This is a genomic window from Psychrobacter sp. TWR1-1-1 (genome assembly GCF_049895865.1).
Classification (GTDB): domain Bacteria; phylum Pseudomonadota; class Gammaproteobacteria; order Pseudomonadales; family Moraxellaceae; genus Psychrobacter; species Psychrobacter immobilis_A.
On record NZ_JAFCTE010000023.1, the window covers coordinates 1 to 12,797 of the forward strand.

General features: G+C 35.7%; 9 protein-coding genes and 1 pseudogene. 6 read left to right on the forward strand and 4 right to left on the reverse strand.

Annotated elements, in window-relative coordinates; all coding sequences use genetic code 11:
* Window positions 1-159: 159 nt before the first annotated feature.
* A complete protein-coding gene (locus ACP69U_RS12990) occupies window positions 160-348 on the reverse strand; it encodes a hypothetical protein (RefSeq protein WP_426138736.1) in 189 nt (62 codons plus the stop codon).
* Window positions 349-442: 94 nt separating this feature from the next.
* The gene (locus tag ACP69U_RS12995) at window positions 443-706 is read right to left on the reverse strand and encodes a hypothetical protein (RefSeq protein WP_426138737.1); all 264 of its coding nucleotides are present in this window, start codon (window positions 704-706) and stop codon (window positions 443-445) included.
* A gap of 210 nt (window positions 707-916) precedes the next feature.
* On the opposite strand from ACP69U_RS12995, the pseudogene ACP69U_RS13000 reads away from it, so the two are divergent.
* Together ACP69U_RS13000 and ACP69U_RS13005 are read left to right on the forward strand one after the other, a co-directional pair.
* Window positions 917-2,152 (forward strand): annotated as a pseudogene (locus ACP69U_RS13000) (IS3 family transposase).
* 243 nt (window positions 2,153-2,395) lie between these two features.
* Complete coding sequence (locus tag ACP69U_RS13005; RefSeq protein ID WP_426138738.1) at window positions 2,396-4,003, forward strand: hypothetical protein; 1,608 nt, start codon at window positions 2,396-2,398, stop codon at window positions 4,001-4,003.
* 189 nt (window positions 4,004-4,192) lie between these two features.
* Here ACP69U_RS13005 and ACP69U_RS13010 read toward each other — a convergent pair whose 3' ends face one another.
* Both ACP69U_RS13010 and ACP69U_RS13015 read right to left on the reverse strand, forming a co-directional pair.
* Window positions 4,193-4,936 (reverse strand): alpha-ketoglutarate-dependent dioxygenase AlkB family protein, encoded by a 744-nt coding sequence (locus ACP69U_RS13010; protein WP_426138739.1) that lies wholly within the window; start codon window positions 4,934-4,936, stop codon window positions 4,193-4,195.
* A gap of 11 nt (window positions 4,937-4,947) precedes the next feature.
* Window positions 4,948-5,793, reverse strand: a complete 846-nt coding sequence (locus tag ACP69U_RS13015; RefSeq protein WP_426138740.1) for a hypothetical protein — start codon at window positions 5,791-5,793, stop codon at window positions 4,948-4,950.
* A 515-nt stretch (window positions 5,794-6,308) separates the two neighbouring features.
* Between ACP69U_RS13015 and ACP69U_RS13020 the strand changes: the two genes are divergently transcribed.
* The 4 genes from ACP69U_RS13020 (at window position 6,309) to ACP69U_RS13035 (ending at window position 12,756) form a co-directional block, all read left to right on the forward strand.
* Window positions 6,309-7,169 (forward strand): hypothetical protein, encoded by an 861-nt coding sequence (locus ACP69U_RS13020; RefSeq protein WP_426138741.1) that lies wholly within the window; start codon window positions 6,309-6,311, stop codon window positions 7,167-7,169.
* A 120-nt stretch (window positions 7,170-7,289) separates the two neighbouring features.
* Window positions 7,290-7,835 carry a hypothetical protein gene (locus ACP69U_RS13025; protein WP_426138742.1) on the forward strand — a complete coding sequence of 182 codons (546 nt, stop codon included), beginning with the start codon at window positions 7,290-7,292 and terminating at the stop codon, window positions 7,833-7,835.
* Window positions 7,828-10,203 carry a hypothetical protein gene (locus ACP69U_RS13030; protein WP_426138743.1) on the forward strand — a complete coding sequence of 792 codons (2,376 nt, stop codon included), beginning with the start codon at window positions 7,828-7,830 and terminating at the stop codon, window positions 10,201-10,203. Before ACP69U_RS13025 ends, ACP69U_RS13030 begins: the two co-directional genes overlap by 8 nt.
* Before the next feature lie 6 nt (window positions 10,204-10,209).
* The gene (locus ACP69U_RS13035; RefSeq protein WP_426138744.1) at window positions 10,210-12,756 is read left to right on the forward strand and encodes a tyrosine-type recombinase/integrase; all 2,547 of its coding nucleotides are present in this window, start codon (window positions 10,210-10,212) and stop codon (window positions 12,754-12,756) included.
* The last annotated feature ends 41 nt before the right edge of the window (window positions 12,757-12,797 follow it).

Consider the following 12,797-nt stretch of genomic DNA (forward strand, 5'->3'; position numbering starts at 1 on the left):
GCTCGACGCTTCAATCAGCATGCGAACGGCGCGTTCTTTAATCTCAGGAGTGTAGGTTTGTCTTTTCATTGTCGTATTCTCTCAGAATGTTGAGTCTCCGACAATCCCGGGGCGGTTCAGTCATACATTACCTCCCAACTCACATTCTTATATACATACTCAAGAGCAAACAGCCTTTTTTATATAGAGCGTAAATGACATTGCTACGCTCTTTTGATTGCTAGTTGTAGCAATCGGCACAGGGTTTACTAACAGCGCATAGCCATAAGAACGAACGATTTCAGCCTCAAAATTTTTTTCACCCATGTAAGCAATGCGATAGCCTTGTAAAAATGGTAAGCCTTGCAAATGCTATAAAGTTCCATATTCTGAAACCAATAGAGATATATTTTGCATAAAATGAGACTTTAGAAATGCAATTTTCGCTTGAGGCAATATTTTTTCACTTAAAGAATTCTTTCGTCATCTCATCCATATATTGACGCCACTCTTCTACAGTCTCGAACCCTTGTTCTTTAGCTGATTTTTTTTCATACTCCTCATGTTTTTTCCTAGCTTCCTCTAATCTCTTCTCACCTTCTTCTATTTTTATATCTAATACCTTATCAAGTTTTTCCATAGCTATGCTCACTTCCTGAGAACCCTTACTAACTAGTTTAAAACCCACTTTGATAGATTTAAATAAAGCTGCAATAATTTTTAGCATTATTGTATATCTCTATTAAATGATTGAAACCTCATCATACACTATGTGTTTCATATTTCGGGTGGTGCATCAAAAATTATACTGACGATAAAAACCAATAAGAAATCTATACTAATTTCTCTGGTTCTATAGGGCTTTCAAGGCATCAAGAGTTATTCATATTTTAATCAGCATACTTAACTGCCCCGGTATTATTGGAGACTCAACATTCTGAGAGAATACGACAATGAAAAACAGACTTATACTCCTGAGGTTAAAGAACGCGCCGTTCGCGTACTGATTGAAGCGTCGGGCGACTATCCCTCCACATGGTCAGCTATCCAAACCATAGCGTCAAAGATTAGCTGTGCACCTGAAACTCTGCGATCATGGAATAAAAAGCATATAGACCAAACCATTCCGGCATCGGTACAAGCTCAAAGCCAAGAGCAGCTTATTAAAGAGCTTGAACGAGAGAATAAAGATCTCAAACAAGCCAATGAGATTATAAGTAAGGCTACTACCTTTTTCGCCCAAGCGGAGACGAGCCGCCCACCCAAGTAATAGTCGATTTTATTGATGTTAACAAGCAGGAATATAAGATTGAGCCATTCTATAGAGTATGACTGATTGCCACGTTAACTTACTATCGTGTTAAAGACTTAGAAAGCCGTCCTGAAAAGCGCTCATTGCGCGGTCAGCATGACGACTATTATATCAGCGAGATTAAACGTATTTGGCTAGACAGCAAGTATCGTCATGGTGTACGTAAGGTTTTGGCATCAGATGAAAGCGGAAGGCACTCATGTAGCGCGCTGTACGGTAGGACGTTTAATGAGGCAGTATGACATGCAAGGCGTTTGGCGTGGTAACGTCAAAATAACGACTAAATCTCGTGATGACCAAAAGTGCGCTAAAGGCTTGGTCAATCGTAACTTTAATGCTCATCGTCCTAACGAGTTATAGGTTGCTGACTTTACCTATATCAAGACAACCAGCGGTTGGTTACATACCGCTTTTATTATTGATGTGTTTGCTCGCGCTATTGCAGGCTGGAAAGTCTCTAACCGTATGAACACGGACATGATGACGGCAGCGTTAAATCAAGCAGTAGTAGATAGGAATAATCCTAAGAATGTGATTCATCATAGTGATCGAGGGATACAGTATTTATCTATTCGCTACACCGATAAAATAACTGACTTTGGCGTTACTGCCTTTGTCGGCGCGACTGGCGACTCATATGACAATGCATTGGCTTAAACGGTCAACGGGCTATACAAGTCTGAGTTGATTGATTATTTAAAGCAGAAATGGACTGGCATTAACGATGTTGAACTGGCAACCCTTGAATCAGTAGATTGGTTCAATAAAACCCGTTTGCATAGCACGATTGGATATATGTCACCCTTTAGTTTTGAAAAGCGGTATTATGATAATTTAATCCTGTCAGGCATGGCTGCCTAACTCAAGTAAACCAGCCTCCGATATACTCGGGGCGGTTCAGGACGAGATAAAAAAGGAATTAGTCTTGTTTAAATAGAAAAACTATTGCAATACATTAGTTGGAAACAATACATCTTCAACTAATGGTAATAATGACCTATTATGGTCTATAAGTTCACCAGAACTAACTTAGTTATTAGTGCTAATCCAAGTGATTTAAACCTCAGAACACAACAAGATAACTCAATTAAATATGGATAATTCATGACCTGTAGTAATCAAGAAATAGAGAAATTACTGCCTAGACTATTATTAGATGATAATGACTCTAGGCGTGAAGCATTAGCTGACATTGATGAAAAATATATCTCTGACGCAAAAGGTATAAATGTTGATTACATATTTTATATAGAGAATTTAAAAAATACGGAGTTTTCTAAAGCTCGTTTTAGGATAGAGCCTTTATATGCTGAAATCTTTAGTGAAATAAAAAAAATGTTTGATGATGTAGAGTTATATAGCGTACAGCCCATTATAGACTTTATAAGTAAAACAGATATTCCAAAAATATCTAAGATTCTATCTGTAGAAACTCGCCAAGAGTATTTTAACTATTGCATAGGTCTGTCTGATAGGTATGTACCTATTATACCTTTAGATATAAGTCATAAATTACACTCTACTAATGAGAAATCATTGCTTTTAGAGCAAGTGTATTTAGATGAAAAAAACAAGATAGGCCTCGATACTTCAACCCAATCAGAAAAGTCAGAAAAAACTGACTCTCTGCAAAAGAAATATTTAAATAATAAAACAGAGCTAAAGAAAGAACTTTGTAACTATATTATGCTGTGGATACATGCTTACAGATTTTTAAAGGCACGACAGCAGCTTCTGTCTACAAATAAGAATGTGGTTGCCTTCTCACATCGGTATCAGGGATGGTCAAAGCCAAGGCAGAAAATAAACGAAGTATTAGAGATCGAATTTAAAAGCAATTTCGGCTATGGTAATTCTAGCTATTTCTATCTCATTTTAGTGTATAGAGGCGTTCAGATATATCCTTTTATGGACTGGATAAACTACAAGTATGCTGAAGCTTCTGAAATGGAAGGTTACTCTGAAAGATTCCATAAAAAGAAAATATATGAAAGGGTCTTTAAAGGTAAGAAGGTGTCTACAAAGGAGGTTGTAATTGAACAGTCTTATTGGGAAGATGCCTTCGATAGCTTAGTAAAAGCTTGTAATATATGTGAAAGAAGCCCTGAAGAATTCATAGATACTTATATTGTTATTGCGTTAAAAAAATTGATAAGTAATCTAGAAGAAATTATTGATGAAGATGATAGGATTCTAGACAAAGCTTATAGGGATTTTGATTTTAAGATTGCTACATTTGACGCTATTGAAGGGCAGATGAAACAGGCGAAGTCAATGAATGTTAAAGGCTCCATGATCAGCAAAACACTAGACTTTATTGGTGATATAACTAAATTAGAAGAGGTTGCTAAGGTTAGTAGTTATATTGATGATATTGAGTCTTTGAATAAAAGAATCCTGCCAATGCTTGAAAAATCCATACTTTCTTATAAGGAGGTAATGGATTATTTAGAAGAGCGGTACAAGAACTTTGAAAAAGAAATTATTGATATCTGGAAAAACCAAGGTCTTGAAGGGTTGACGCAAAAGAATAAGGCTCAGAGTCTATCTGTAGAAGAAAGTATTCTTTTTCAAAAACTACAAGACAAACATAGCAAGATATCGAAATTAAAAGGAGAGGCGCAAGAGGATTTAGGCAATGGTCGTAGACTACTAAAGTCAATAGAGCGATATATTATTAATATAAAGACCTACTTCAACACTAATAAGTAGTGCAAGACAGAGAGTCAATTCGATATAGTTAGGTAACTCTTTAGTGTCAATTCCTGCAGAGTCAATACTTTCAATTAAACGCTTTAGATTGGCATTCGTAATATAAATATTCGCCCCATGAAAGGTAAAGGTTTTTATAATACTAGCACTTAATTTGAAATAGCACTCTATACCTAATGGTTTCTCAAATTATTTAATCACTCTAAAAGTCAAATTAAATCGTGACTTATTAATCTTCTTTCGCTTGGGGACCGCATGTTGCCAGAAACTTTGTAATTCACCAGACATTATTAGCAATGTGCCATGAGCGAGAGGTATGGTTAATTTTAAATCACAATTTGTATTATTTCGAATCTGAAAATCACGGGTTGCACCGAAGTTGACAGAGCCTATTACTGGGTTTATACCAAGCTCTTTTTCATCATCAGCGTGCCAATTTAAATAATCGTCTCCGTTACGATACCAATTCAGCAAAACACTATTAAAATGAACACCTGCAACTTCTTCTACTTTTTCTTTGATATAAGTTAACCCCTTATTCCAAGAGTTGGGCTCCTGATTTATACCTGAATAGCTGTAAGACTTACCCTCATCACCATACCATGCTGTCAATCGAGGTATGGGTTTGCGCCCGTACAGATTGATATATTCTTGTTGCCATGCAATATTATCGAATATCAGTTGTTCAAACTCTTTGGTAGGAATAGATTTCCAGTCGCTCTCTATAGAGTAGTGACTGTTATTTTCCAAAAAATACTCAACACTTCGGTTACTGATTTTTTCGTCAAAAAAATTAGGTGCGAAAAATAACTTACCATTAGGCACTAAAATATCAAAACCCTTTAGTCTTGGATTCCACTGATAAGAACAGCCTGCAATATCATCAGGGAACTTAAAAGGTAAAATGTGCTTATCGGTGTCAAATAAGTCCATAAGGTTCTCTCTTAATAAGTTGTTATACAAGCAAACATAGCTGTGTAACTCTTATTGTTGCGTTGAGTCTTAAAAGTGTTTAAAGCCATATGAGTGGCTATTTTTCTTACTTTTCTAGGTTCTTTTGGGTCTGTTTTTAAAACAAGACATATTTCATCCGTTGGATCATCAACATGTACGTGCTTATTAACAATATACTTATAGAGCTTTAATATATTTTGTTGATCATTCATCTCGTCCACTTCGTGACTTACGACATGAATATAGTGCGTGCCAATCGTTGAAGTAATGGTTTCAAAAAACTCCACAAGATTAAAGTTATCAGTAAGGGGTATGTCTAAAATCTGTGAAAATATATGAATTGTTACTTTGTTGGCGTCAAATGATAAATCGTCATTATCCAACTCTTCTAACTTTTTATGGATAGTCCGGATAGTGGCATCTGGAAACTTTAACTGTGCAATCGCTTGCGCTCGGTTCAAAGCAATCTGTGACGGCTCAATAAGAATGACAGACTTGAGATAGTCTTGCCATGTTTTGTCATCGTCATGACTCCATCTACAGACTAGGTTCAAAAAGGATAACCCTTGCCCGCAACCATAGTCAATAATTGTGGTATCGCCATCAATCATACTAAACTCAAACTGTTTCTCCCATTGCTCATTACCCATTTTGCCATAAGAATACAAGTATTGGTCTAATTGGTCAGTATCATCGAAAATACCTCTACCTCTACTCAGTGCTTCTGGTCCATATTCATAAGGTTGGCGTTTGTATTTTTCTCTAAGTGTTTCATGGGTTAAGTTATCCGCGGTTAATGTGCCACTATTAATGGCTTCAATGACTTTATCGGTCATAAGGTATCCTATTCAAAATATCTGTAGAGATGGGTGGTTTATTTTCTAATAATGAAACTGAACTCAACCTCAAGGTCTATAGCGACCTTTTTTTTAACACTTCAACATAACTTCCTACAACTAAAGCTTCTATTTCATTATGAGGTTCATGAGCCTTATATTTCTTATGAAGCACTTGCTAATCAGCTGTATACTTCGACAATCTTTAAGCAAATACTCTGCTAAATATACAGATAAATCACTAGTAAACATATTTATGACTGCTTCTTTGGTAACTATACTAATCGTATCTATCATAAACGCAATTTCAATAGATGTCCTTACTAAAACGCTTCGACTTTATCCGAAGCTATTTTTATGAAGTTTTTAATATTTACACTCAAGGCCTGCATATATGTATAAATTATTATTTTCTCTAAATTAGTTGACTAAAATCCTCATATTGGCGAGGATAACATATAGAAATAGCCATGCATCGCTTGATGACAGCTAAATTGAATTAGGCGGGTAAGCTTATGAGCAACAAAGAACAGAAAGCCTTTAGTTTACGTCAACAACGTTTTTCCTATCCATCTTCTCATGCCGCTAAACGTATCTTTCAGCGTACATCTATAGATAGTTTAGAGTTAATGAGACTGCTTGATAATGGAGCATGTGTGAACATCGGGCAAATTGCAGGTTCATCTCGTCGGCATTTACTATTTTTTAGTCCAAAAGATAAATTCTGCTATGTAGCAATTCAAGATGAACGTTCTGGTAAAATAATTACGATCCTACCTCCTGCTTATCATAAAAACTCAGCATGGAAAATCACTACTGAGCAATGCCTATTAGCTAAAGAACGCTATGAACGATACTCAGAAATGGCTTTAGTAAAAAAGTCTATGAAAAAAGCAGAGAATAATACACCTCCATTTGACAAAGAAAGCCAACCATCAACTCACTATCGTACAGTAACTACAACTAAACGTGACTATAAAATATGGGTGCAAGCACTTTATATTAGTGAACACCTAATAACTAAACGCAAAACCTTATTTAAAACATCGATAGATTTTTATTTAGATGATTTTGAAATAAATATTAAAAATCTCCTAAAAAACCCAGTACTGTACGAAAAAATTGATAATGGCATTAAAAGTAAAAGACTTTTTCAGGAAACTATTTATGCCTTGTGTTTTCGAAAGAAGAAAGACAACTCAGTATTCTATATTGTAAAACTGCGCAGTGAATACGAAGCCATAACTCATGCAAAGAAACATAACAACCACATCCAACATATGAGACAAGTTTTATCTTCTTACTCTAGTTCTTATTTAGCTTTATCCACTCCAGCCTCTATGAAGTTACCACGCTTGTGCTGGGAGCCTTTTTAAATTAGATATATTAACCGTTAAATCCTTGATAGCTTCTAATATAAAACCTTACTTCGACTGTACCCCTACCCTAATTACTGAGCATGCATCCTGCAACATTATCAGATAATGGATTATAAAGTGAAACTAAAACAATACTCACTCAATTATATCTCAGAGCAGTTTATTACTTACCATGACGAGTTTAAGCAACTTTACATTCTAACTTATGAGATCTTATCAAAATTAGAAGATGGTTTTCTTGAGATAGAGATTGAAAGAGCACTAGCAGCTACTACATTTGTTACAATCATAGACAAAAAATTCATCTTTTTAAACAACTATATTTTAGCAATCTTTTGTAAGAGACACATACAGCAAGCTACAGATAAGCAAGTATATTTTATCTACGTTAACAACAACGAATGCCTTGAACTTCATAGGCTGGAAACTATTTTTTATGAACTTATTAACTTTCTCAATAGAGCCATTCGTAGCCAAGAAGATTTAAATTATTATGAAGTACATCAAGATTTAATCAAGATTTTGACCAAAGAACAATGTCAGCTTTTGTTTAATCTCAATAGCTACTCTATCTTGCTATTTTGCAGACACATGAATATCCATAAAAAGACATACGATAACGCACGGAAGAATTCAAAAAATAGCGAGAAACATAATGGCTGATGATGGTAATCAAATCGTTCTATTGACGGATACACAGCTTATTAAACAAGTTGATTTTTTAAGTATTGAAGATGGATGTAACTACACTGAGAACTGGGTAGCCTCATTAAAGGAAATTGCCACTTCAATTAATTTCAGCATTCAACAACGATCGCCACCTTCAATAGAGCAATTGATAGCTATAAAAAATGGTTTGCTTTTTCAAGAAGAAGTCAGTAAAAAGACGCTTAACGCATTACCTCCGATTCTACAACCACTTTTCTTGCTAGCTAACTTAACCCGTGATGAGCACAAAGAAATAATATGGTTATGCATATCCATTCACACGTATTTGTTATTATCACATCACAAAAAAGTAAAGACGCATTTAACGAATATAATTAACCGATTCAAATTACCCGTATTTTCTAAAGCTAAGAATAACCGATGGATTTGGAGCATATTACCAAAACTTGACGATTTAGAAGAGTTATCAAATACAGTAGACTTCATCTATTTATTCTTTGTAGAACAATTGAGAATAGTAGCGTACGAACAACAAGTACGAAAAGAGCTGCTAACAAACACTGAGGAAAGTGACTCAACCATCAAATTCCGCAGTAAAAAATTTAAGCAGCTTGACGCGATTGTTAAATGCTTTGAGCAAGCCTACTATCCTAATAAAAAAATCACTCGCCAGCGCAAAAAGAAAAATAGATATGTGGATCCTTTTAAAGGAGAGATTACCGAACAGTTAGCTAGTTTTGTAGACGGTTCAACCTGGGTAAAAAATAGTTACTGGAATCTGAGTAGATACGATATTGAAAACGAAGCTCCACATTTATACTATCAATATCCTTCAATACCAAATTTTGATGATGAAGTGTATTCACCAAACTCAACAAAACCTAGAAATATTGAAGAATATATCGATACTTTAGAACGTCCACTAATTGTCAGTTTAGATTTGCCTGATAAGAAAATTCGTTACATGCAACCGTTACATAGGATAGAAAAAAACGTTCATCATAGCTATATTAGTCAGAGAGAATTAGAGCTTAACTCTAATGTCCGAACGCTTTCTGTGGCAGGCTTAAAGCAAGTTTTTGGCAGATTAGCGATAGATTCACATCGATACGACTATAAATATAATAAAGCCTCTTTAATCTTACTCCTATCAATGATGACAGCGGTTCCTGTAGAGTTTTTAATGACAACTGGTTTCATTTCAGATTCTGGGTTATTCACCGTTTTCGAAGATACTGCATATTTGCAGTATCAGCTACAAATCACTGATCGTAAGCAGGAGTATGATGCAAGTATCCACGAAAACCAAGAAAGTATCATCCGTCTACCTATGCCATCGGGATTAATAAAACTCCTTTCTGATAAAAGAAACTTACCAAGCAAGGAGGATATCTCAGACTATATTCGGGCTATAAAGGAAGAGGTAGACTTACCCTATCTATCAATAGTACGGATTGAAACCGCTTTACATATCATCTTACACAGATATATTCAGGGTAGTAATCAACATATTGCCGATCTGATTTGTCGAATACCAGCATCTCTTGCGCCCTCTACCTACTACAGCAGCCATAGTAACGATTTTCTTGTTAATCATTATCGTCAAGCGATAGAGCTGCTTAACTATGATAATCAATTAGACGATAGTTTTATTAGCCCGCTAAGTACCCAAATAGACTTCACTACAGGCTCTGGATTTGCCCTGACATTAGAGTACGTCAATATGTTTTTACAGAACCTATTGGTATGGGTTGATGATAGCGTTAATAAAGAGGAACACTTTAATAGGTATAGCGCTCTTGTTTGGATCCAGTTTTGTCTGTTAACCGGTACTCGTCCAAATAATGGACTGACTAATGTTAAAGATATTGACTTAGAGGTAGGTTGGTATGAAGTTGCAGATAAACCTAACAAGGCTGTCAAAAACCATCGACTAATCCCGTTGTGCCCTACTCTTTTGGCAATTTTAAAAAAGTACCAATTATTTCTTGTCGATTATCAGCCTTATGCGACTGCCAAGGTAGATAAAATGATTCATCAGATCAAACAAGAACAAGATGAGTTAACCCTACTGAATATACTATCAGATAGTTACGATAAACTTATTCAAATTAAGCGAAGTCATATCTCAAAATTGCTAGCAGACTACATGCCTTTTGAGGACTCTTATTGGACACGGCACTTCTTACGTACCCAACTTGAACAACTTAACGTCTCAATGATATTGATCAACACAGTGATTGGTCATGAAAAAAACCGACAAGAAGCATTGGGGCAATTTTCATCAGTAAACAAGCAACAAATTTGGCAAGTGCGTGATACCTTTGAAGAAATCGCACAACAAATGAATTTAAGAATGTGATAGCAAATGAAACCAATAGAAAATAAATCAAATAACAACAGCCATAAGCCGCGCAAAGAATTAACAAAGTCGCAGCAAACTCAGAAATCTAAACGGAAGAAAAAAAGTAAGGCTCGTGAGGTAAGAAAACAGCCTATTAACCCTTCAATCAGAAATAAAGATATTTTTCCACCTAAAATCATTGCTGGGTTTACCAATCGAAAAGGCGATAAATACATATTGAGCGTAAACCAAAAGGACGTATCAAAACGTATCTATCAAAAATATGAATTGCTAAGTATATTTCAAGCTCTATGGGACGTTATCCAAAAACAAGCATTCCAAGACTTTCAAAACCTAGTCGATCAAACAGATGTAGATAAAAGATTTTTCGACTACAAGATCCTCTCAACAAAGAAATACCAAAAAATCTACCTAGAGAAACACCCTACGCCAATTGATGGTAATAAGCTAAAACAATGGGAAGTAGATTATGCTGATTATTTAGAACAATTAGCATTAATGACATACCCAATTGATGAGCAATATTTTGAAAGTTTTTTAAAACAAGCAAAAAAACTGATACATCTAGTCTGTTCTAAAATTTATACTTCAATGGCTCAATTTCGCTACGCTTGGGAGGTTTTGACTAAATTTGTCAGCTACTACAACACGTTTTATATGCAGTCAGAGTATCACTACCCTTTACCTAGCGAGCCTGTTCTAGTAAAGGAAAACCCACTATCAATTGATGAAAACTGGGTAAAAAATGGCAAGATTTTTAATAAAATAACTAAAGCGGTAATGGCAGACTGGGCGGCGGCAAGTAAAAATCAAGACCAGTCCTTAGCGTCGCTTGTATTCTCACTAATAGCTTTTGGCGGGATTAATGATAAAGAATTACTGGCTGCTTTAGTCAATACTCTGTTAGATCAACCAGTCTTAACTGCCTTCAACGATCATCATGTGATTGTTTCTGTGCGTTACCCTACAACAAATTATGGCAACGAAAGAATAGAGTCTCCTAATGTAAAAAAGAGTTCTTTATACATTACTCAGCAAATCTCTCTAGACATCATTAGCCAATGCTGGTTGTACCGGTGTAGAAAATTTAACGAACCTTCCCTGTTTAGGACAAGCACGGATATTGAAAGGTCACTAAGGAGCTATCTAAATAAGGTTTTGCAAGTACCTAAAAACAAGATCCCTTCTCTATCATGGTTGCTAAATTATGCGAGTTATCACTGGGAAATGATGCCCAATGTTTTTGTTGATCAGGCCTTAATTGGAGTTGCACAAGGCAAGCGTAAAACCACAGGTCTACTCACAGATGATTTTTCCACCCTAATAAATAAAGAGTATAAAACTAACAAACCATCTTTATCAGTCGAGGTGCCTCTATCCAAAGTCAGTAAAAATACCGTAAGGTATTCTGAGTTGGCCGAAGTCCGTAAGATAGATATCGTTAAACGTATCTATAAAGAATTAGACAGTCATTACAACACTCGTCAGCAAAAAGAAAAAATTAAAGACAACGAGTATGATATCAACCAATCTTTAACGAACATGTTAAATGAAGAGCGTGACATTGCTGAAAAGATTTTAATTCAGTTTGTGCTGTCTAGATGTAACGCAAAGCCACGCCCTAAAAAAGAGACCATTCAGGGCTATTTGAGCTCGGTAGCTTATGAATGGCTTTATTTCCTATTGGGACAGCCTTTAAATACTTACAGTAGTGAGGACTTTGAAGAATGCTACGAAGAGATTTTGGAGCATAAAGCTGTCTATCGTAATAACAAAGACATTCAATACTCAGCAAAGTTGCTGCAGCGTCTACATGACATAGGGGTTAAGCACTATCATTTCCCTAAAGTAAGTATTAAAGAAGCTCAAACACAAAGAGTAGTACGTAGCGAGTGGATTTCACCAATAGAGTATCAAGCAATCCTGTTAAACATACCAAAAGTTATTGATCCTCTCGAAGCAGATATGTACAAACTGTTGTTTGTTTTAGCATACCGTACAGGTATGCGGAAAAAGGAATTGCTTGGATTGAGGTATGCAGATATTGAAGGATTTGCGCTTGGTGAACCGTCATTAGTAGTTCGTCCAAACATCTACCGCAGTACAAAAACTCAAGGTAGTATCCGCCGAGTAGCTGCCTTTTCATTACTATCTGATGAGGAACTGAATTTTTTTAATCGATACGTACAACTGAATGAGCTCAACAAAACAGATTATATATTTAGTCCCTCATTTGACAAATACCCAATTGATGATGCAGAACCTCTTGCAGTACTGAGAAGAATATTGAGCTTATTCGAAGAAGCTAAAGATCATACATTTCATGCGTTTAGGCATACAGCAATTACCAATTTTTCTCTTATTTTGAATGCTGACAATCAACTTGCGAAAACATTGACTGGTTATAGCGCTCAACATATTGCAAAGATAAAAACTGGGCTGTTAGGAGTTAATCACGATGCTCAAGATAAATGTGAACCGCCCCGACTTTATCGGAGGCTTATTTACTTGAGTCAGGCAGCAACACCTGACAGGATTAAATTATCATAATACTGCTTTTCAAACTCAAAAGGTGACACATAACCAATCGT